Here is a 20,450-nt window from a genome sequence, read left to right as displayed (position 1 = left end):
GAAGAAATGCTATGAGGATAATAGTATATCCGAGCGCAAAGAGACATCACATTCCTGTATGGCAGATTCGTTATGCTGTAGCGCATGCCGTTGTGACTATTGAAAAGTTTAGTCAGAGCCGAATTTATCCTGGAACTTACAATATGCTTATTATCGGGAGAACGAAACGAGGGCAATTATTAGAGGTAATTGCTTCTTGCGAAAACAATACGTACTATGTATTTCACTGTATGAAGTTAAGGAAGAAATATGCTGCATACCTGAAGGTGATTATGCGGATTCCTCAGAGACACCAGAAACTTATGAATGAGTGGCTGGAAGATATCGACAATGATAGGGAGACTATCAGTGATGAAGCTATAATCTATCGAGGGAGATGCGCTCAGCGTATTGTCCGATCTCGTGTAAATAAACGCACTCCTAAAACTTTATGGGATATAGCTATGCTCTTTTTTGATAAGAAGAACGAGTAGAAGCGTCAGTATGCTCGTAAGCATAGTATGTCATATCGTGAGTTTGTAGATAAGGCGACGAACGAGTATATTACCCGGCATTAGCCTTACGCATCGTACAAATACATGTAAATAGTTGAGTCCTCTTCGCAAGTGATTGATTCAACTCGCAAAGAGGACCTGTAATGATATTTCTACGATACGCGAATATCGTGGGCAACTCAGCGTTACTGGTTACCAGATATGTACGCGCTCAGAAGGTGTCATATACATTGCGTCATCAGCAGATATGTTGAACGCTTCATAGAATCGGTCGACGTTGCGTACGATACCGTTTACGCGGAACTCTGCAGGGGAATGAGGGTCTATCTGTAGATATTGCTCAGCAAGTTCTACGCGGTTGACGCTACGCCAAATAGAGGCATAAGACAAGAAGAAACGTTGCAACCCAGTAAAGCCATCAATGACTGGCGCAGAAGCAAGTGCCTTGCTCATTTCTTCCTCAGAGTCGTCTTTTGCACCAAGACTGAGAGCATATGCCTTGAGAGATATATTGACACCTCCCAAATCGCCGATATTCTCGCCGATAGTGAATGCTCCCTTGACGTGTGGAGCTTGATCTTCCTTGCCTTCAGCTTTGTACTTCTCAAAGACTGCTTGAGGAATGAACTGATCATACTGAGCGATGAGCGCGCCGGTAAGTTTCTCGAAGTTTGCTCGATCTTCTTCAGTCCACCACGACTTGAGGTTGCCATCGCCGTCATACTTACTGCCTTGGTCATCAAATCCATGACCAATCTCATGACCGATGACAGCGCCGATACCGCCATAATTTGCTGCATCGTCAGCAGACGCGTGGAAGAATGGAGGCTGCAATATAGCTGCTGGGAACACAATGACGTTCGTAGTTGGCTCGTAGTAAGCGTTCACGGTCTGAGGAGTCATCAGCCACTCATGCTTGTCGACGAGCTTGCCTGCTTTGACAAGATTACGTGCGGTATTGAAGATACCTGCGTTACGCACGTTATGGATAATTCCATATTCTTCGCGGATGTCAAGGCTACTATAGTCAATCCACTTGTCAGGATAGCCAATCATTGGTGTGAACTTGGATAGCTTGTCCAATGCCTTAGCCTGAGTTTCCTTACTAAGCCATGCGGAGGAAGAAATGGAGACTTCATAAGCCTTGATGAGGTTTGCTACGAGTTCTTGCATGCGTGCTTTAGAAGCTGCAGGGAAATGACGCTTGACATATTCTTGTCCGATTTCCTCTCCTATATTGCTGTCGACAAGAGATACAGCGCGACGCCAGCGATCACGCTGCACGGTCGTTCCTTGAAGTACCTTGCCGTAGAAGTCGAATTTGGCATTCTCAAAATCAGTTGGCAAGAAGCTTGCCCACTGAATAAGTTCGTGTACTCGAGCCCAGAGTTTCAAATCTTCGAGCTCTGCCTGACTCCAGAACTTATCGAATCCTTCGATAAAGCTTGGCTGATATACGAGAACGTTTTCCATTGCAGCACGCATGGAAGCTGGAAGCTGCTGAGAAACAGGCGTAGAGTCAAAAGTCTCCTGCCAAGAGTCAATCCATGTATCCAATTCAAAGTGAGAAAGCATCGCAGAAAACTCAGCGTATGAGCGTGGGTTGAAAGTTTTGTCGCTATCACGCGAGGCTACGACATCCCAGTGGTAGGAAGCAATTTTGGTCTCAATCTCGACGAGTTTCTTAGCCTGACGAGCGCCTTGCTTCTCATCTTTTGCGTAGCCTGCAAGCTGAAGAAGTTGGGATACCATCTGCGTGTACTTCTCAACTACTGGCTTATGTCCATCTTCGCGGTAATAAGCTTCATCTGGGAGGCCGAGACCACCTTGGAAGATGTGCATAACGTTATGAGTTGGATCTCCTGGGTTAGCAAAAATCTCGTAGCCAAAGAAGGACGGCCCATCGATAGAACCAAGGACTTCGGTAAGCGCATGCTTGGAATTTGCCTCATCAATACGAGTCAAATCTTCGCGAATAGGGTTGATACCAGACTTTTCAATGGCATCTGTATTCATGAAAGACTGGTACAAAGCGGCAGATTTCGGTGCTGTTTCAGGGGCGTTCTCGACGATATCGTGAAGCTGCTCTTCAGCATCATCAGCGAGCTTATCAAATGAGCCAAAACGAGCCTTGTCAGCTGGAAGTTCATAGGAATCAATCCAAGGACCATTGACATAGCGGAAGAAATCATCCTTTGCGCCTATGGATGCAGAGTAGGACTGTGGATCCAAGCCAGATGTGAGGGAATCAGTGTTATTTGTCATACTTTCTAGGGTAGCGGTACGTATTGAATACACACAATGAAATGGAGGAAAGATGACTCATAGCTTAAACGTTTAGCATCTTAAAAGTTCGACCCCTCGAAATCGTGACAATATGAGGTTTTCGCGCGAAAGTGGCGGAGCGTGAGATAAAACAAGTGTAGTCAAAGTGAGTAATCTAGCCGATAAGGCGATGAATGAAGAGATTTTAGAGGTGGTAGCGATGCAGGGTATGTTTGTACTCATGATGGTAGTCCTCGGTGTCACACTATCTCTTGACGCCTTAACTGTCACGACGTCCATCGGCACTCGCATGCATGGGGCGATGACCGGCTACGACTATCTTCGGGCGTGCATCTCATTCGGTGGTATACATGCCCTCATGCTTTCTGCCGGATATGTGCTCGGGGACGTGCTTGCTGATTTCGTCAGAGGGGTTGGTCCGTGGATTTCCTTTATCTTGCTTGCTATCGTCGGCATCGTTATGATTCATTCAGCAGTTAAAGGAGACGAGGACGAGAAGAATCTGCTCTCCATTCCTCCACTACGCTGGCGCTCACTCATTCCACTTGCATGTGCATGCAGCATTGATGCGATTGCCGTGGGATCGAGTTTGGGACTAACGGGTAATCTTCCCTTTGGCTGGACGGTACTTATTGTCACAATCATCACAATTATCGCGGTTATCGTAGGGTTAAAAATTGGCGATGCAGCAGGGGAAAAATGGGAGGAAGCTGCACAAATTATAGGCGGAGTCGCCCTCATCCTTATTGGGATAAAAAGTTTCTTCTAAGCAGAAGATATTCTCTCACTGCCATGTGAACGATGTTATGGCTTATGAGCAGCTACGAGAAAGGCTGTGAGAAAGGCAAAGTTGAGAGTAGGGTATCAAGACGTGCGCGTATCCTTAAAGCCATGATTGAACTGAAAACTCCTCAAGAAATCCAGCAAATGCGCCCAGCAGGTAAGTTTGTAGCTGGAATTCTGTCAGATTTGAAGAAGACAACCGCAGTTGGTACGAATCTTCTTGAGATTGACAACTTCGTCAAGGAAGCTATTGAGCATCGTCCTGGTGCTACATCATGCTACGTTGACTATGCGCCAGACTTTGGCACAGGACCTTTTGCCCATTATATTTGTACATCTGTCAATGATGCAGTTTTGCACGGCGTACCGTATGACTACAACTTAAAGAATGGCGATCTCGTCAGCCTTGACCTCGCAATTAACGTCGATGGGTGGGTAGCAGACTCTGCCATTTCCTTCGTAGTCGGTGATGCTGCTGAAGATGACCTTCGTATCATTAAGTCCACTGAAGAAGCTCTCGCCGCTGGCATCGATCAGGCCCGTGCGGGTAACCGTTTAGGGGATGTGTCTGCTGCAATTGGCGAAGTGGCAGCACAGTATGGATACGATGTCAATCTTGAGTTTGGCGGTCACGGCGTGGGACATATCATGCACGGCGACCCGCACGTTCCGAATGATGGTCGTACTCACCACGGTTATCGTCTTCGTCCTGGTCTCGTCATCGCTATCGAGCCATGGTTTATGAAGACGACAGATGAAATCTTCCAAGATGACAAAGATGGTTGGACTTTACGCTCGGTCGACGGCTCGCGTGGAGCACATTCCGAGCACACTATCGCTATTACAGACGGAGATCCAATCATTCTGACTGCACGCGATAGTGAATAAAACGTTTCACAGAGCGATTTTATAACTTCATGACACGATGAGGTTCCGTCTCGATTCAATCAAGGCGGAACCTCACATTTATTGAATGTGTCAAAACGTCAAGAGCGCGATAAAGCCGAACGGAGCATGTCTACTCATCTTTCAGTTTTATCATGTGTGTTTTAATTCTTGTGGAGCGCTGAGTTTAGCTCGATACCAAGCTTTCCAGCTGTGCGTGAACGGGCTTCAATCGCGCCGGTAACGGAATTACGTATGAACAAAATATTGTCTTTTCCGCTTAAGTCCGCACCCTTAACGACATCAAGAGGCTGACCTGCTGCAACTTTTTCTTTGTCATACAGGGCTACTTTTGTGCCAGCGGTTACATAGAGACCAGCTTCTACGACGCAGTTATCTCCGAGAGAAATGCCGATACCTGCGTTTGCCCCGAGCAGGGAATGCTTGCCGATGGAGACGCGGTGCTTGCCGCCACCAGATAAGGTTCCCATGATGGAAGCTCCGCCGCCGATGTCAGAGCCATCGCCCACGACTACACCTTGAGAGATGCGGCCCTCAATCATAGAAACACCTAAAGTTCCTGCGTTAAAGTTGACAAAGCCTTCATGCATGACCGTTGTACCCTCTGACAGATATGCACCCAAACGGATACGGTCGGCATTGCCGATGCGTACGCCCGTAGGAACCACATAATCCACCATGCGAGGGAATTTATCGATGGATAAGACATTGACGTCGGCACTTGCATAACTATGCAGCCCCGAATTATGAGCCTGTTGGGCAGCAGCATTCAACACGTCAAGCTTGCGCAATGCGAAAGTGTCTACAGCAAATGGACCGTAGTTGGTCCACACGACGTTGCTGAGCGCAGCAAATATACCGTCGAGATTTAACGTGTTTGGTGCGGCGAGACGCAAAGACATGACGTGCAAACGTAAGTAGGCATCGGCAGCATCGACGATTGGCTCGTCAACTGAAGATACAGTGAAGACAGGAACGCGCTTAACTCCACGGGCATCAGCTTCGTCATATGCTAAAGAACCGAAATTATGATGAGGACGGGTATCCTTTGAAGGGACATCGTCGATAGTGCCCAAAGTTGCAGTTGGGTACCATACGTCTAAAGTATTTCCGGCTTCATCGATAGATGCTAGCCCCCATCCCCATGCCGCACGCTGTGAAGAGGTCATGTTTTCTCCCGTCCTTGTAAATTTCACTTTATAACCTATAAAGGTATAACTTATAAAGTATTTCCAAGCACTTTGTGTATATGCATGTGCTATTCGAGGTGCACGATGCGAAAGTACACGTAAATTGCTATCTGTGTCCCTAAGCATAGCGTAAATGTGCGTAGGTTGTTAAGTCTTGCCCAAAACGGTATGCTACGCGTTTTATTGGCGTACTGTGGGTAAACATGGCGGATTATGACTTCTCACAAGATTTAAGTGAAGCAAGAGCAAAATTTGAGACTATCGCACTGGCGGTTGATCTCGATGCTTTGCGCATTCGCATTTCAGATTTAGAGCGTCAGGCGAGTGAGCCGAATTTGTGGGATGACCCAGACAAGGCTCAGCACATCACGTCAAAGTTGTCAGCGAGCCAAGCACAATTGCGCAAATTGGAAGAAGTCCAGCAGCGTCTTGACGACATTGAAACTTTGTACGCATTAGGAGCGGAAGAGTCGGATAGTGATTCCATCGATGAAGCTCGTGAAGAGCTTAGCCAGACACGTGTATCTTTGGCGGATATGGAGATTCAGACACTGCTTGACGGCGAGTACGACGACCGAACGGCAGTGATGACCATTCGCTCTGGTGCAGGTGGCGTGGATGCTGCAGATTGGGCACAGATGCTCTTACGTCAATATTTGCGGTATGCAGAGCGCTCTGGTTTTAAGGCGAAAGTTCTTGATACCTCGTATGCAGAAGAGGCGGGTATCAAGTCTGCGACGGTACAAATCGAAGGACCATACGCGTATGGAAAACTTTCTGTTGAAGGCGGCACGCATAGATTAGTTCGTATTTCGCCATTCGATAATCAAGGTCGCAGGCAGACAAGTTTCGCAGCAGTAGAAGTTATCCCCTTAGTAGAGCCGACGGATCATATCGACATTCCTGACTCCGATATCCGAGTTGATACTTACATGTCTTCTGGACCGGGAGGGCAGGGTGTCAACACGACGTATTCTGCTGTCCGATTGACTCATTTGCCAACGGGTATTGTGGTGACGATGCAGGATGAGCGCAGCCAGATTCAAAATCGTGCTGCTGCGATGTCTGTCCTTCAGTCGCGGCTTTTAGTGCTTAAGCACGAAGAGGAAGCGAAGACTCGTAAAGAACTTGCTGGTGACATTAAGGCAAGTTGGGGCGATCAAATGCGTTCGTATGTCCTGCATCCTTATCAAATGGTGAAAGATTTGCGTACGGGATACGAAACTTCAGATACTCAGGGAGTCTTCGATGGTGACTTGGATGCCTTTATTGATACGGGTATTCGTTGGCGTCATCAGCAGCGTAAAGAAGCTGAGGCTGGCGCAGAAGCCACGAACGATTAGGCTTGCAAAATCTCAAAGCTAGAACCCCGAAGAATACATTGAAACTGCACAAGATAACGGTATAGGAAAAGAAATGGCTCTCATTGACCTCGATCACGTCAGTAAGGTATATGACCATGCGTCTCGGCCGGCGCTTGAAGATGTAAATTTGCATATCAATCGCGGAGATTTTGTCTTTCTCGTCGGAGCTTCGGGTGCAGGAAAATCTACTCTGCTCAGCCTTCTTCTTCGTGAGGAGAAAGTGAGCGATGGCGAAATTCATGTGGCAGGTAACGATTTGCATCGCATCTCTAACCGCCATGTGCCGCATTATCGCCGCTCTATCGGTTTCGTCTTCCAAGACTACAAGCTTTTGGAAAACAAGACTGTGTGGGAAAATGTCGCTTTTGCATTGGAAGTTATCGGTACAAAGCGTTCTACTATTAAGTCCATTGTCCCTCAAGTGCTTGAGGCAGTAGGATTGACCGGCAAAGAGAATCGTATGCCACATGAGCTTTCCGGCGGAGAAGCTCAGCGTGTAGCGATTGCGCGTGCATATGCAAATCATCCGCAGATTATCCTCGCTGACGAGCCTACTGGTAATTTGGATCCGACGACGTCTGTGGGAATTATGGAAGTTCTCGAAGCAATTAATCGTACGGGAACGACCATCGTCATGGCGACTCATAATGAAGAGATTGTAAATTCCATGCGTAAGCGTGTGATAGAACTTCATAACGGTCGCATTGTGCGTGACGAAGAGAACGGTATGTATGACTCTGCTCTCTACTTCCCTGATGAGGATGTGACGCAGCGTTCAAGGCTTGAACAGGCTGTACGCTCTGTGGAAAAGGTCAGTTCGCTTTCCAACGATTACATCGGTGACGATGATAATGAGACAACTACGGAAACTGTAGACCTTGAGCGGTTTAAGCCACATAAGACAGAAACAGAAGAAAACGGAAATGAGGAGAATGCTGTAGAACGTTTGGCGCGAAACGTTCATACAGGTCGAACGGGACGCTATGGTGAGGCTTTTGCCTCTGCGGAAGATACTCTGACGTGGGGCAGTGGTCTAGGAGACGCTGATGCTGCTGACAAAGAAGATACTTCTGATGATGACGATAATGCTGGAAAGATGAGCGACGACATCGTGACAGTTCCGCAACCTCCTCATGCATCAGTGCCGGAATCAGTGCTAGGTCCGGCTCCAGCACCTCCAGCTCCGCCTGCGTTTTTGCAAACCGAAACTGAGCAGGAGACTGTTGCTCATGCGACGACTGATTTGCAGGCACAGGAGACCGCGAAGAGAACAGAAAAAGCACAGCAGCTAGAAAATGCGGAAACAGGAGAAACTGATATAACCGATAGAGCTGACAAAGATAATGTAAAGGATGGTGAGTAAATGCGTTTGCGGTTCATCTTCTCACAGGCGTGGACAAGCCTACGCCGTAACGGCGCAATGGTCATATCTGTCATGCTTGTGACCTTTATATCCTTTGTCTTTATTGGCTCCGCGGCGTTGATGCAAAATCAGGTGTCCCGCGCTAGGGGTGACTGGTATGATCAAGTTGAAGTTGTGGTATGGCTGTGCCCTGACGGCTCGAGTACATCTGCGAATTGTGCAAGTGGAGTGGCTCCTACTGACGACGAAGTTTCTCAGATTGAAGCCAAGATTCAAAGTGAACTTTCTGGCGTAGTATCCACAATTAGGTATGTGTCTCAGGAAGACTTCTTTAAGAACACCTTCACGAAACAGTACCCTGGCGGTGTATATCAGGGGCGCACATTGACTGCAGCGGATATGCAAGCATCTTTGCGTTTAAAACTCAAAGATGCAAATAAGTACCAGGTCGTATCTGAAGTCCTCAGCAATACCAAGGGCGTAGAACAAGTCGAAGACCAACGTGAAATCTTCGAGCCAGTCTTCGCCGTCCTCAACCGTGGAACTGTAGTAACCGTTGTGCTTGCAGCCGTTATGGTGCTTGTGGCAGTTCTATTGACAGGTACCACTATCCGTATGAGTGCTGCAAGCCGTCGTAAAGAGACCGAAATCATGCGCTATGTCGGTGCATCTAATTGGACCATACGTATGCCTTTCATCCTCGAAGGTGTTTTTGCTTCCCTACTGGGGTCAATTTTGGCTATCGGTACACTTATGGGATTGATTAAGGTCTTTATCACAGATTGGCTCGCACGGCAAGTGACATGGATGAGTTTTATCGATATGTACAGTGTCTTATGGATTGCTCCATGGCTTGTCCTCGGCGCGATAGTGCTGTCCGTGGTGGCATCATCAATTTCGCTACGCAAGTATTTACACGCATAAAGCGTGCATCAGCCTTGACGAGTGCATTGACGATGTACTAGAGTTTAAGGACTTGGAATTTTAAGGAATTTGTATGAGAGTTACACACAAAAGAGTAAGCAAGAAGGTGCAAGCCACTATTGCGTTTGGTTTGGTAACCCTTTCCATCATTTCTGCGAGCGTTGTGTCATGGTATGTGACGCCTGTCGATAGTGCATATGCTGTAGGTGTTTATGATAATCTTGCTCAGCACAAGCAGGCTCAGGCAAAGCTGCAAAGTCAGCTCTCCGGAGTAAGTAAGCAACTATCCGATTTGGTGCTGAGCCTTAATGATTTGGTCAATAATCAGATACCCGCCGCTGAAACTGCAGCGCAGAATGCGCAAAATGCAGCAAGCGCAGCTCAGGCAAAAGCTCAGGCTGCTGCGCAGCGCCTCACAGCTGCTCAGAATGACAAGGCGACTTTAGAAAATCAGATTGCAAACAATAAGGCAGATTATGATGCTGCCACGGCTTCGGTCGCCGCAGTGGCACGTAATAGTTTCCACAGCTCTAATGCCTCGAAAACGATGAGCATCGTAACAGGATCAAAGGATTCGAGTGATTTTATTGCTTCTATGCAGTCGGATGCTGCGGTATCCCGCGTGGAGGCGCGTGCGGCGAATGACTCCGCGACTGCATTGAGTACTGGCAAGAATCGTGCGGACCGCCTAGCTGCTATCGAAACGCAAATCGCAAATCTTAAATCGCAAGCAGATGCTGAATCTGAAGCTGCACAACAGGCTTCAGCGCAGGCTACTCAGAAGGTTTCAAGTCTGAACGATTTGCGTACTCAAGCCGATGAAAAATCAAAGCAGCTTTCCGCTCAGCAAGATCAGCTCAAGACCCAGTCTGCGCAAGAGGCGGTGGCCATCATTCAGGCTCAACAGCAAGTAGATGCTTATAACAAGCAGATTGCGGCTCAGCAGGCTGCAGCTCGTGCGGCAGCCGCAGCACGTCGCAGCACGACGACATCTCAGTACGCAGCTCGTTCCACGAGTGTGAGTGCATCCCAGCCGGCTGCTTCGTCCTATGCTGCTCGCTCCTCAGGAGACTATTCGGTTCCTGGAAATTGTGGTGCAACTGCGACGTACTGCTATGGTCATCAGACCGGTCGTACAAGCGTGCTTGGTGGTGCGTACCCGTGGAGTCAATGCACTTGGTATGCATATAACCGCCGTACAGCACTTGGTCTTCCGGTCGGCTCTTACATGGGCAATGGTAAAGATTGGGCAAACACTGGACGTCGACTTGGCTATGTCGTGAACAATACTCCGCATGTTGGTGCTGCTATCGTCTTCCAACCAGGCCAAGCAGGCGCTGACTGGACGTACGGGCATGTAGCGGTCGTTGAACGTGTCAATTCGGATGGTTCTGTGCTTATATCCGAGTGTGGAGCTGTATATCGTGGTGTGGCACATACCCGCATTATTCGTAATGCGCGTGCTTATCAGTACGTTCACATCTAAACAAGATGGCTCTGTAAATGATTCATTAACGCGCTGCATTCGCGGCGCGTTTTTGCATGAGCTACACTTGAAAATCACAGCGAAGGAGCATATATGGCAGCGAAGAAGGTTAAAGATACTCGCAACGGAGTCGTTGCACAAAATCGTCGCGCTCGTCACGACTACACTATCGAGGACACTCTTGAAGCAGGATTGGTACTTTTTGGCACAGAAGTCAAGAGTTTGCGTGAAGGACGTGCAAGCCTGACTGAGTCTTTCGTGTCCATTGACAAGCATGGCGAAATGTGGCTCGAAGGAGCGAATATCCCCGAATATCTCAATGGAACATGGACGAATCACATGCCGAAGCGTAAGCGTAAACTTCTCCTTCATACAGCACAGATTGAGAAGTTTGCTCGTGCCATCCAGGCCAAGGGGTATACGATAGTTCCGCTATCTTTGTATTTTGCGAATGGGCGAGCAAAGGTAGAAATTGCGCTAGCTAAAGGTAAGCATGAGTACGATAAGCGGCAGGCTTTGCGAGAAGCTCAGGATAAGCGTGAGGCCCAGCGTGCTATGAGGTTACATAATTTAGGCTAATAATAGCTGTCATATGCCTGCCGTATTCCTTCTTGTCATATTGCTTTTGTCTCGCACTCCGACAAGAAAACGCATATTTATACTTTAAAGCGTATATTTATACATATCGTACGGAAGTAAGAAGCAAAGTATAAAAATTCGAGTATAAATGAGCGTGAAGTGGAGCGAGTAGATGATATTACCTTATATCAGGCGTGTGCGTAACGTTATACTTGCAGCACTATTAAGTTTTGTGCTGTGTGTCAGCATGGGGGCGTGTGGCACATCTGACGGTCTTGACGATGCTCAGGCACATGTCGATTTAAGTGATGTTACAGTGGATAAGACGCTGGCTGCTCAAGTATCCAAGCAGGTGTCTTCGGACGGTGTGTTAACCGTTGGTTCTAATGCTGTATGGGCTCCCGCAGAGTTTACTGGAGAAGACAATCAGACGGTGATTGGCTATGAGGTCGATCTCATCAAAGCAGTAGCTAAAGTCCTTGGGTTGAAGGTAAAGATTCAAGAGGCAAGTTTTAGCTCTATTATCCCTGCTGTAGGGTCAAAGTTCGACGTCGGGGTATCGGGCTTTACCATTACCGCAGAACGTGAAAAGACAGTGACCTTCGTACAGTTCTACTCAGCCGGTATGAGCTATGTGGTAGCGAAAGGAAATCCGAAACATATCGAAGCTGATAATTTATGCGGGCACAAGGTTTCTGTGCAGGTGGGTACTTCGGAAGAAACAGCACTCGAAGATACGTCAGCTTCCTGCGTCAAGAGCGGAAAGCCTGCTCTTGATTTGCAAGTCTATGAGCAGCAGACGCAGGCAACGCAGGCAGTCCTCGCAGGACGTTCTGACGTAATGTATTCGGATACTCCTGTTTCTGGGTATGCTGTGAGTCAGACGGGTGGTAAGCTTCAGCTCCTCGGTGATGCTGTCGATGTAGCGCCACAAGGAATTGTGCTTGCAAAAAATGATAAGAAGACGGCGCAGGCCGTCCGTGGTGCAGTTCAAAAACTTATTGATTCTGGTGTGTATATGCGAATTTTGAAAGCATGGGGCGTTCAGGATGGCGCAATTTCCACAGCTGAGATCAATCCAAAGGTTAAATAAAGGAAAGAGATAGAGATATGGCTCCTCACATTCCTAATCGTATTAAGGCTCTTCCTGTGCGCAAACCTGGCCCGGTGGTCGCTGGTATTATCGTCGCGCTCCTCGCTGCCTGGCTTGCTTGGGGTATAGCGACAAACGAGAATTTTGCTTGGCCTACAGTATGGAAGTACCTCTTCAACGAGCACATCCTCACCGGTGTGGGATGGACTTTATGGCTGACATTTATCTCTATGATTATCGCAATTGTGCTGGCAGTCGCCCTTGCGATAATGCGTAAAAGTGATAACGTGGTCTTGCGTGCTGTCAGTTGGTTCTTTATATGGTTTTTCCGTGGTACTCCAGTATATACACAGCTCACTTTCTGGGGGCTGATATCCGTTCTTATTCCTAAAATTGGCGTGGGTTCATGGAGTTTAAGCACGGCAGACGTCATTACAGCTGGTCGTGCCGCGGTGATTGGACTGTCTCTCAACGAGGCTGCATATTTAGCTGAAATTGTTCGTGCGGGTCTCGAAGCTGTCGATAGAGGGCAGACGGAAGCTGCCCAAGCTTTAGGTATGAAGAGGTCTCTTATCATGCGTCGTGTAATTTTGCCTCAAGCAATGCGCATTATTATTCCTCCGACGGGTAATGAGGCAATTGGATTACTCAAAACTACATCGCTCGTCCTTGCTGTCCCGTTCACCATGGAATTGCAATATATGAGCAACAATATCGCCAACCGTATTTATCAGCCAATCCCGTTACTTCTCGTGGCAGGTATCTGGTACCTCGTTATCACGTCTATCCTAATGGTTGGCCAGTCGTACCTCGAGAAATATTTTGGCAAAGGCTTTGATGTACAGCCGGCAGGAGCTCGCGGTAAGAATCCTCCTCTTCCGGGGAAGACTGATGGTGAACCCAAAAACGATGTAGCCAAGGAAAATGAAGCTTTCTGGGGAGGTCTCAATGCCTAACTCTGTGCAGGATATGATGCCGGTAAGTCAGCCGCAGATTGAAATTAAAGAAGTTCATAAGGCGTATGGTGATTTGCATGTGCTCAAGGGGATTAATCTCGAAGTCATGCCAAGCACTGTAACGGTCATCCTTGGGCCATCGGGCTCGGGTAAATCGACTTTGCTGCGTATGGTCAACCAACTGGAAACTATTACTGGCGGTGAAATTGACGTCGATGGTGAAATGATTGGCTACAAATGGGTTCAGAAAAATAGTCAGAAAGTCATGCAGACTTTGTCAGATAAGGAGATTGCGAAGCAGCGATCCCATATCGGTATGGTCTTCCAGAAATTTAACCTTTTCCCGCATATGACGGTGCTGGAAAATGTGATGGAAGCGCCTATTCACGTGGCGGGTATGAAGAAAGCTCAAGCCAAGAAAGAAGCTCTCGCATATCTTGACATGGTGGGTCTTGCTGACCATGTGAACCACTATCCGTCTCAACTTTCAGGTGGGCAGCAGCAGCGTGTGGCGATTGCTCGCGCCATTGCCATGCATCCTGACATTATGCTTTTTGATGAGCCGACATCGGCTCTTGACCCTGAACTCGTCGGCGAAGTGCTTGGCGTTATGCGCAAACTTGCTGATGACGGTATGACCATGATGGTGGTAACGCATGAGATTGGTTTTGCTCGTGAGGTTGCGGATCAAGTGGTCTTCATGGATGGTGGTGTTGTCGTCGAATCCGGTGCAGCAGATATCATTGATCACCCTCAAACAGAGCGTTTCCAAGACTTCTTAAAAGCTGTTTTGTAAGGGGTTCGCGCATGTGACATCGTTTGCTGCAGTGAAACTTACTGCTGTCCTATACAATAGAACGTTATGTGCGGAATTGTTGGATATGTAGGAACACGGACAGCATGCGGTAAGCCTTTGGAGGTATGTCTTCAGGGGTTGAAGCGATTGGAATATCGCGGGTATGATTCCGCAGGTGTAGCGTTATCTGCTCCGGGTATGGACCATGTAGCTTTCCGAAAGAAGGAAGGTCGTCTCGATAATTTAGTGCGCAGCATTGAGACTGACCCACTTCCGCTTGCCACAGCGGGAATTGGCCATACGCGCTGGGCGACAAATGGTGCTCCGAGCGATACAAATTCTCACCCACACATGAGTAGCGATGGCAAAGTTGGAGTGATCCACAACGGAATCATTGAAAACGCTCCTGCACTCAAGCAGCAGCTCATGGAAGATGGCTATACTTTTGAATCTTCTACGGACACGGAAGTCGCGGCGAAGCTCATCGGTAAGGTCGCGGCGCAAATTATAGAGGAAACGGGTACGCCTGATATATTTGAAGCCCTTCGTCGTGTGGCTCGTCAGTTGGAAGGTACTTTTACATTGCTTGCTACAGACTGCCGTCAGCCGAATGTCGTAGTCGGGGCACGACATGACTCTCCGCTCGTCGTAGGACTTGGCGATGGCGAAAACTTCCTCGGCTCAGATGTTGCAGCATTCGTAGCGTATACCAAAGAAGCGTTGGAGCTTGGTCAGGATGAGGCAGTTCAGATTACTCCTGATAGTGTAACGGTTACAGACTTTAAGGGCAATGCAGTAGAGATTCGTCCATTTACCGTGGACTGGGATGCCTCGGCATCCGAAAAAGGGGGCTGGGATTCGTTCATGGATAAGGAAATCCATGAAGAGCCTCACGCTGTGGCGGATACATTGCTTGGACGCTTTGATTTGGAAGGTCGGTTAAACCTCGACGAGGTGCGTATCGATGAGGAAATATTCCGCTCCATTGACAAAATCATCGTCATCGCATGTGGAACGGCAGCGTACGCAGGTATGGTCGCAAAGTATGCTATCGAGCACTGGGTACGTATCCCGGTCGAAGTAGAGCTTGCTCATGAGTTCCGCTATCGTGACCCGATTTTGACATCTCGTACGCTCGTTGTGGCTATTTCGCAGTCTGGCGAGACTATGGATACTTTGATGGCACTTCGTCATGCGCGTGAGCAAGGTTCACGAGTACTTGCTATCTGCAATACTCAAGGTTCGACCATTCCACGTGAATCTGATGCTGTGCTCTACACACATGCAGGTCCTGAGATTGCAGTGGCATCGACTAAGGCATTCGTAGCACAGATTACCGCAGCATACCTGATTGGTTTGTACTTGGCGCAGGTCAAGGGAGCCATGTATCGCGACGAAATTCGCGGAATCCTCGACGAACTTCGCGCTATGCCAGACAAAATCCAACGAGTCATCGACACTCAGTCACAGACAATTGAAGCAGCTGCCACGAAGATGATTAACGCTCAGTCCTTCCTCTTCCTCGGTCGCCACGTAGGATATCCAGTGGCGATGGAGGGAGCACTAAAACTCAAAGAAATTGCGTACACCTTCACCGAAGGCTTTGCTGCGGGTGAACTCAAGCACGGACCAATCGCACTCGTCGACGAAGGCGAACCAGTTGTCGTCATCGTGCCGCCTGCCCGCGGACGTAATATCCTGCATTCGAAAGTCATCTCAGCAATTGAGGAAGTACGCGCTCGCGGTGCATACACTATTGCGGTCGCCGAAGAAGGTGATGACGACGTGCGCGACTATGCAGATGTCGTCTTCTGGCGCCCACAGTGTCCAACGCTGATGAGTCCTCTCGTCGACGTTATTCCTATGCAGCTCTTTGCTATGGATATGGCAAAGCTCAAGGGCTTGGACGTGGATAAGCCTCGTAACTTGGCTAAGTCCGTGACTGTAGAGTAAGGGGTACGGCAAGGCAACTATGCAGTTTCTTCCCGAGCATCTCGACGGACTATTCGAAGTTCCTTGCCCTGATGACTCTAAGTACACGCGCGGAGTCGTAGGGCTTATTACGGGTACCGATGAGTACCCTGGCGCGGGCGTTCTTTCTGTATCCGCGGCCGCATCATGCGGTATCGGTTATGTGCGTTATAACGGTCCAGCTGCCGCAGTGAATGCACTGCTGATAACGCATCCTGAAGTCGTCTTTACTGCATGTGCTGAAAATCATGTCGATGCGTGGGTTGTGGGTTCTGGTTTTTCTGGAATATACGACAATGGAGATTGCCGAAGTGACGAAATTCGTCAGATACTAACTTCGAAAGACGATGAGCTGCACAAGAACGTGCCATATGTGGTCGTCGATGCAGGTGCTCTCGAAACATATGCAGTGATGGCTATGAACGGGGAACTAGACGCGGATCAGCGTGCTCGCTGCGTGCTCACACCGCATACGGGTGAAGCAGAACGTTTGTGCACTGTCTTAGGTCTTGATATGTCTCGCGACTATATTGAATCACACCGTGAAGTCTCTGCTACAGTGATTGCCCACAAACTCGGATGCACTGTAGTGTTGAAGGGTTCGCCAACAATTGTGGCCTCGCACGATGGCACAGCGTATGAACTTCCACCGGCTACGCACTGGCTTGCGACTGCAGGGACAGGAGACCTTCTTGCTGGAATCATGGGAGCGACGATTGCTAGCAATGCCTCTCGGCTGCGTGAGGGGAAAGTTAATCTTGCGCGTGTAGCGGCGGCAGCAGTGTGTGTACATTCCTATGCCGCGGGCTTGAGCGCTTTCGACATGACGTCAATGGAAGAATGGCTTGGAGATTCCCCAGATAATGTCTCGTCGGACTCTCACTTATATGGGCATCAGATTGGGCTGCTTGATATGACGAGTGCTATTTCAGCAGCGCAAGTAGATTTTCGCAATTGGAAAGATAGGAATACTAGGACGGCTGAAAATTCGCAGGAACCAGATGTGAATGCGTCGGAATCAGGAGGAGCTGATTTCTAGTGTCTCGACGCCGTCATCGCAATCATCGCGCGCAGCGATCACACGCTTTCGTCATTGATGAACCGGAGATTCCATTTGAGTTGCCAGTCGTTTATGAAGATGAGCGGATTATCGTCGTCGATAAACCTCACTTCCTACCTACTATGCCGCGCGGTATGTGGTACCATTCCACTGCACTCATGAGGTTGCGTGAAAACTACGACGAGCCTGACATTATCCCCGCCCATCGTCTTGATCGGCTTACCGCAGGCATTGTGGTCTTTGTCCGTGATATCAAAGCACGAGGAAAGTATCAGCTGCTGTTTCAGAATAAGAAAGCGACGAAAGTCTACGAATGTTTAGCGCCGATGGCTCCGGTGTCTGTGCCGAAGTTTGGGACTACTCGCTCGCTGTCTGAATGCGGTACATATGCAGGACTTGTCTTCCCTCTTGAACGCCGTTCGCGCATCATCAAAGTGCATCACATTTTGCAAGCTTTTGAAGAACCGGGTGATGTGAACGCTGAAACTGTCATTGAGATTAGTGAGTGTCAACCGAGTGATGCAGTCAATGCTGGGTATCGTGCTTACACATTGCACCCGCGCACAGGAAAGACGCATCAGCTTCGCGTCCATATGAATTCATTGGGGCTACCGATTAAGGGTGATGATTTCTATCCGACTGAGCATAAGCATGATTACGATGACTTCACCCATCCACTTCAACTCATCGCGAAAACTCTCGAGTTTGAAGATCCCTACACCGGAGAACATCGTCGCTTTGAGTCACGGTATGAGTTAGATGTGAATGCCTAGCATTCTGTACGAGCGAAAGAATACTGAGATGAGAACTTTCGCTCATACTTTAAAAATAGCTATCTTACAAGTGGGTGCTTAGAGTAGTAGTCTAAAATGGCGTCATTTGTAATTTCAACGTTACCAGCTTGGTCTGTCGCAAGACCCTCACGTGCATCTTTCCAAGGGGCTTCTTGGTGAGTGAGAATAGAAAGTTCTTTACCTGATTTTTCGCCGTAAACAGATAGAACTAAATCTACAGTTTTACGCTCCTCGAGCTTTAATGCGCTCGGTGTTGCACCAGTTAAATCCTGTGGGCGAATCAGAAAAAGTCCACGGTGATGGCGGAATAGCTCAACTGAAACGGGACCATTAATCCAAGCTTGGAAGGATGAATCAAATAGTGGCTCTTTAAACTCTCGAAGATATTCTGCCTGCGAATAAAAAGCGAGTTTCTGCAGTTTCATCGTAGTCATTGTGCCCTGCTTTTTTAAAATATATGCAGCAACATCTAGAATTGAAGCCATCGTTCCTCCCTCCTGATACTGGCTTCTATTATATCTAGATGTAGAGAGAAGAGATTTCATGGTAGATTTGTCACGAAGTCAAATGAAAAAATCCTCTAAGGTATTAAAGAGTTGTAAGCGGATTGAGGATATTGACACAGAGTCGATTGAATATCAAAATGCTGTTATTTGGCGGGGCAAACATCTTGCCCCATTGTTTGAAGTCTTTCGAATGGTAAACGAAGCTGTCGCTTCTATTGAAGGCATAGTAGTCACAATGCGCCTTAAGAGAATGAAGTCTATACTTTCGAAACTGCTACGGGAGGATAAAGAATATGATATCTCAACGATGGAGGATATCGGAGGATGTCGCGTAATATGTGAAGATATTGAGTCTATGAGACGTTGTTTCGATTGCGTGAAATCAGCATTTGGCAAAGAGATAAAAGTTAGGGATTACGTGACGAAGCCTAAAGGTTCTGGCTACCGTTGTGTACACATTATCGTAAAACACCAATGGGAAGATAGAAACTATCATTTTGAAATTCAAATACGCACTAGACTGCAGCATATTTGGGCTACTGGTATTGAAAATATAGGAGTTTTATATGGTGAAGATTTCAAAAGCCCAGGGAGCAACGCAAACCGTGAGCACTATATAGACCCAATTATGATGTGTTTGTCAAGCATATTCGCGCTAGAAGAGAGAAGCGCAGTAATAGATGGTTACACGACAGATTACCGAGAACTTTGTCAGAGACTTAATAAGTCTTTAGAGAATGCTCAAGCTCATGGATTTGACCTCATAAAGGATTTACAAGCAGGAGCAGAAGGCTTTACGCTACTTCCATCAAATTTTGGGAAGGACCCTTACATTCTTTTGCTATGTGTTGATTCACAGAACCAAGTGGGAAAGTTCATTGATTTTGGTCAGGATAGTCTGGAACAAGCTCTAGATAAATATGGACAAATCGAAGTTGCATATACTGGCACAAAATATGAAGGAACCAATCATTCTGAGCAAGGGAGTTGGGATAATGCAGTGCTAGTAGCTGCATCAGACTTCTCAGATATAAGTAAAATCTACCCAAACTACACTATTAGTACGCAAGAACTGCTACAAAAGCTTAATGAGTATTCTTCTCATAAATAATGTGTAAACCCTTGAAAATCAAATCAGGGTCATACACATCAATGAGTTCACTGTCGCTGTGGATGACTTGCCCAAAACCGCCCGTAGCGACAACGGTAAAGTCTTCATCGAATTCTGCGCGACATTGGCGGATTACACGTTCTATTCCTCCCAAGAAACCATAGTATAAACCAGTCTGAATGGCAGAAAGAGTGTTTTTAGCGAGAATAGATGTCGGAGCGACAATTTCAACTTCAGGCAGCTGAGCAGTATTTCCAGAAAGTGCTCGTGCAGCAGTTTGCAAACCAGCTTGGATAATGCCCATAATTATCGCGCGATTTTTATCTACATAATTAAACGTCGTAGCAGTACCCATATCAATGACCAAGCAAGGTGCACCGTATAAAGCATGAGCTGCGACGCAATCTACCAAACAGTCCGTACCGAGAGATTTTGGCTCATCAATGCGCACAGCCATTCCAGTCTTGACACCAGGACCCACAATGATGGGGGACTTACACAAAAACTTCTCCACACCACTGCGGAAGGAATGCATAACACTCGGCACGACGGAACATACGATGACATCATCGACATCTGTGATTTTATATCCGCTGAGCTGGAGAAATTGCAGCAGGGATACACCATACTCATCGCTTGTGCGCACGCTGCTCGTAGCCATGCGGTAGGTGTGAGTAATGGTGCGATTATCCATGAAACCGAGCACGATATTTGTATTTCCAATGTCTACAGCGATGAGCATAGCTCCAGTATACCCAGTACACTAAAAGGTATACACGTTGATAGAA

General features: G+C 47.7%; 19 protein-coding genes. 15 read left to right on the top strand and 4 right to left on the bottom strand.

The features are described 5' to 3' along the window. Positions 1-272 precede the first annotated feature (272 nt). The gene (locus ACFQY8_RS06670; RefSeq protein WP_377939109.1) at positions 273-473 is read left to right on the top strand and encodes a hypothetical protein; all 201 of its coding nucleotides are present in this window, start codon (positions 273-275) and stop codon (positions 471-473) included. A 213-nt stretch (positions 474-686) separates the two neighbouring features. Here the strand turns inward: ACFQY8_RS06670 and ACFQY8_RS06665 are convergent, their stop codons facing one another. Then, the gene (locus tag ACFQY8_RS06665) at positions 687-2,759 is read right to left on the bottom strand and encodes a M13 family metallopeptidase (protein ID WP_377939108.1); all 2,073 of its coding nucleotides are present in this window, start codon (positions 2,757-2,759) and stop codon (positions 687-689) included. 166 nt (positions 2,760-2,925) lie between these two features. Here ACFQY8_RS06665 and ACFQY8_RS06660 point away from each other — a divergent pair, with 166 nt between their 5' ends. Together ACFQY8_RS06660 and map are read left to right on the top strand one after the other, a co-directional pair. Beyond that, the gene (locus tag ACFQY8_RS06660; protein WP_377939107.1) at positions 2,926-3,549 is read left to right on the top strand and encodes a manganese efflux pump MntP; all 624 of its coding nucleotides are present in this window, start codon (positions 2,926-2,928) and stop codon (positions 3,547-3,549) included. A gap of 122 nt (positions 3,550-3,671) precedes the next feature. Further along, positions 3,672-4,451: a type I methionyl aminopeptidase gene (map, locus tag ACFQY8_RS06655; RefSeq protein WP_377939106.1), complete on the top strand. Its 780-nt coding sequence runs from the start codon at positions 3,672-3,674 to the stop codon at positions 4,449-4,451. Positions 4,452-4,612: 161 nt separating this feature from the next. Here the strand turns inward: map and dapD are convergent, their stop codons facing one another. Further along, positions 4,613-5,638, bottom strand: coding sequence for a 2,3,4,5-tetrahydropyridine-2,6-dicarboxylate N-succinyltransferase (gene dapD, locus ACFQY8_RS06650; protein ID WP_377939105.1), 1,026 nt, complete (start codon positions 5,636-5,638; stop codon positions 4,613-4,615). Between the two features lie 224 nt (positions 5,639-5,862). Between dapD and prfB the strand changes: the two genes are divergently transcribed. The 11 genes from prfB (at position 5,863) to ACFQY8_RS06595 (ending at position 18,024) form a co-directional block, all read left to right on the top strand. Continuing rightward, positions 5,863-7,002 carry a peptide chain release factor 2 gene (gene prfB / locus ACFQY8_RS06645; RefSeq protein WP_377939104.1) on the top strand — a complete coding sequence of 380 codons (1,140 nt, stop codon included), beginning with the start codon at positions 5,863-5,865 and terminating at the stop codon, positions 7,000-7,002. A 73-nt stretch (positions 7,003-7,075) separates the two neighbouring features. After that, positions 7,076-8,386, top strand: a complete 1,311-nt coding sequence (ftsE, locus tag ACFQY8_RS06640; RefSeq protein ID WP_377939103.1) for a cell division ATP-binding protein FtsE — start codon at positions 7,076-7,078, stop codon at positions 8,384-8,386. After that, positions 8,387-9,310: a permease-like cell division protein FtsX gene (gene ftsX / locus ACFQY8_RS06635; protein WP_377939102.1), complete on the top strand. Its 924-nt coding sequence runs from the start codon at positions 8,387-8,389 to the stop codon at positions 9,308-9,310. 73 nt (positions 9,311-9,383) lie between these two features. Continuing rightward, positions 9,384-10,796: a CHAP domain-containing protein gene (locus ACFQY8_RS06630; protein WP_377939101.1), complete on the top strand. Its 1,413-nt coding sequence runs from the start codon at positions 9,384-9,386 to the stop codon at positions 10,794-10,796. Between the two features lie 93 nt (positions 10,797-10,889). Next, a complete protein-coding gene (smpB, locus tag ACFQY8_RS06625) occupies positions 10,890-11,375 on the top strand; it encodes an SsrA-binding protein SmpB (protein WP_377939100.1) in 486 nt (161 codons plus the stop codon). 172 nt (positions 11,376-11,547) lie between these two features. After that, complete coding sequence (locus tag ACFQY8_RS06620; protein ID WP_377939099.1) at positions 11,548-12,468, top strand: ABC transporter substrate-binding protein; 921 nt, start codon at positions 11,548-11,550, stop codon at positions 12,466-12,468. Between the two features lie 17 nt (positions 12,469-12,485). Beyond that, a complete protein-coding gene (locus ACFQY8_RS06615; protein WP_377939098.1) occupies positions 12,486-13,424 on the top strand; it encodes an amino acid ABC transporter permease in 939 nt (312 codons plus the stop codon). Then, the gene (locus ACFQY8_RS06610) at positions 13,417-14,220 is read left to right on the top strand and encodes an amino acid ABC transporter ATP-binding protein (protein ID WP_377939097.1); all 804 of its coding nucleotides are present in this window, start codon (positions 13,417-13,419) and stop codon (positions 14,218-14,220) included. The genes ACFQY8_RS06615 and ACFQY8_RS06610 overlap by 8 nt, the downstream gene beginning before the upstream one ends. A gap of 66 nt (positions 14,221-14,286) precedes the next feature. Then, positions 14,287-16,173 (top strand): glutamine--fructose-6-phosphate transaminase (isomerizing), encoded by a 1,887-nt coding sequence (gene glmS / locus ACFQY8_RS06605; protein WP_377939096.1) that lies wholly within the window; start codon positions 14,287-14,289, stop codon positions 16,171-16,173. Between the two features lie 19 nt (positions 16,174-16,192). Continuing rightward, positions 16,193-17,230 carry an ADP-dependent NAD(P)H-hydrate dehydratase gene (locus tag ACFQY8_RS06600; RefSeq protein WP_377939095.1) on the top strand — a complete coding sequence of 346 codons (1,038 nt, stop codon included), beginning with the start codon at positions 16,193-16,195 and terminating at the stop codon, positions 17,228-17,230. Then, positions 17,230-18,024: a pseudouridine synthase gene (locus ACFQY8_RS06595; protein ID WP_377939094.1), complete on the top strand. Its 795-nt coding sequence runs from the start codon at positions 17,230-17,232 to the stop codon at positions 18,022-18,024. The genes ACFQY8_RS06600 and ACFQY8_RS06595 overlap by 1 nt, the downstream gene beginning before the upstream one ends. Before the next feature lie 59 nt (positions 18,025-18,083). On the opposite strand, the gene ACFQY8_RS06590 is transcribed toward ACFQY8_RS06595, so the two are convergent. Then, on the bottom strand, positions 18,084-18,530 hold the full coding sequence (locus ACFQY8_RS06590) for a Panacea domain-containing protein (protein WP_377939093.1): 447 nt from the start codon (positions 18,528-18,530) through the stop codon (positions 18,084-18,086). 58 nt (positions 18,531-18,588) lie between these two features. Here ACFQY8_RS06590 and ACFQY8_RS06585 point away from each other — a divergent pair, with 58 nt between their 5' ends. After that, positions 18,589-19,662 carry a RelA/SpoT domain-containing protein gene (locus ACFQY8_RS06585; RefSeq protein WP_377939092.1) on the top strand — a complete coding sequence of 358 codons (1,074 nt, stop codon included), beginning with the start codon at positions 18,589-18,591 and terminating at the stop codon, positions 19,660-19,662. Here ACFQY8_RS06585 and ACFQY8_RS06580 read toward each other — a convergent pair. Then, a complete protein-coding gene (locus tag ACFQY8_RS06580; RefSeq protein WP_377939091.1) occupies positions 19,637-20,404 on the bottom strand; it encodes a type III pantothenate kinase in 768 nt (255 codons plus the stop codon). The genes ACFQY8_RS06585 and ACFQY8_RS06580 overlap by 26 nt on opposite strands. Positions 20,405-20,450: the final 46 nt, after the last annotated feature.

The sequence above is a fragment of the Alloscardovia venturai genome (assembly GCF_042676605.1).
GTDB lineage: Bacteria > Actinomycetota > Actinomycetes > Actinomycetales > Bifidobacteriaceae > Alloscardovia > Alloscardovia venturai.
This window is presented reverse-complemented; position numbering and strand designations above follow the sequence as displayed.

Coding starts and splice junctions, on each gene's coding strand:
- ACFQY8_RS06670 (WP_377939109.1), top strand. CDS start 273: ATGCGGATTCCTCAGAGACACCAGAAACTTATGAATGAGTGGCTGGAA.
- ACFQY8_RS06665 (WP_377939108.1), bottom strand. CDS start 2,759: ATGACAAATAACACTGATTCCCTCACATCTGGCTTGGATCCACAGTCC.
- map (WP_377939106.1), top strand. CDS start 3,672: ATGATTGAACTGAAAACTCCTCAAGAAATCCAGCAAATGCGCCCAGCA.
- dapD (WP_377939105.1), bottom strand. CDS start 5,638: ATGACCTCTTCACAGCGTGCGGCATGGGGATGGGGGCTAGCATCTATC.
- prfB (WP_377939104.1), top strand. CDS start 5,863: ATGGCGGATTATGACTTCTCACAAGATTTAAGTGAAGCAAGAGCAAAA.
- ftsE (WP_377939103.1), top strand. CDS start 7,076: ATGGCTCTCATTGACCTCGATCACGTCAGTAAGGTATATGACCATGCG.
- ftsX (WP_377939102.1), top strand. CDS start 8,387: ATGCGTTTGCGGTTCATCTTCTCACAGGCGTGGACAAGCCTACGCCGT.
- ACFQY8_RS06630 (WP_377939101.1), top strand. CDS start 9,384: ATGAGAGTTACACACAAAAGAGTAAGCAAGAAGGTGCAAGCCACTATT.
- smpB (WP_377939100.1), top strand. CDS start 10,890: ATGGCAGCGAAGAAGGTTAAAGATACTCGCAACGGAGTCGTTGCACAA.
- ACFQY8_RS06620 (WP_377939099.1), top strand. CDS start 11,548: ATGATATTACCTTATATCAGGCGTGTGCGTAACGTTATACTTGCAGCA.
- ACFQY8_RS06615 (WP_377939098.1), top strand. CDS start 12,486: ATGGCTCCTCACATTCCTAATCGTATTAAGGCTCTTCCTGTGCGCAAA.
- ACFQY8_RS06610 (WP_377939097.1), top strand. CDS start 13,417: ATGCCTAACTCTGTGCAGGATATGATGCCGGTAAGTCAGCCGCAGATT.
- glmS (WP_377939096.1), top strand. CDS start 14,287: ATGTGCGGAATTGTTGGATATGTAGGAACACGGACAGCATGCGGTAAG.
- ACFQY8_RS06600 (WP_377939095.1), top strand. CDS start 16,193: ATGCAGTTTCTTCCCGAGCATCTCGACGGACTATTCGAAGTTCCTTGC.
- ACFQY8_RS06590 (WP_377939093.1), bottom strand. CDS start 18,530: ATGGCTTCAATTCTAGATGTTGCTGCATATATTTTAAAAAAGCAGGGC.
- ACFQY8_RS06585 (WP_377939092.1), top strand. CDS start 18,589: ATGGTAGATTTGTCACGAAGTCAAATGAAAAAATCCTCTAAGGTATTA.
- ACFQY8_RS06580 (WP_377939091.1), bottom strand. CDS start 20,404: ATGCTCATCGCTGTAGACATTGGAAATACAAATATCGTGCTCGGTTTC.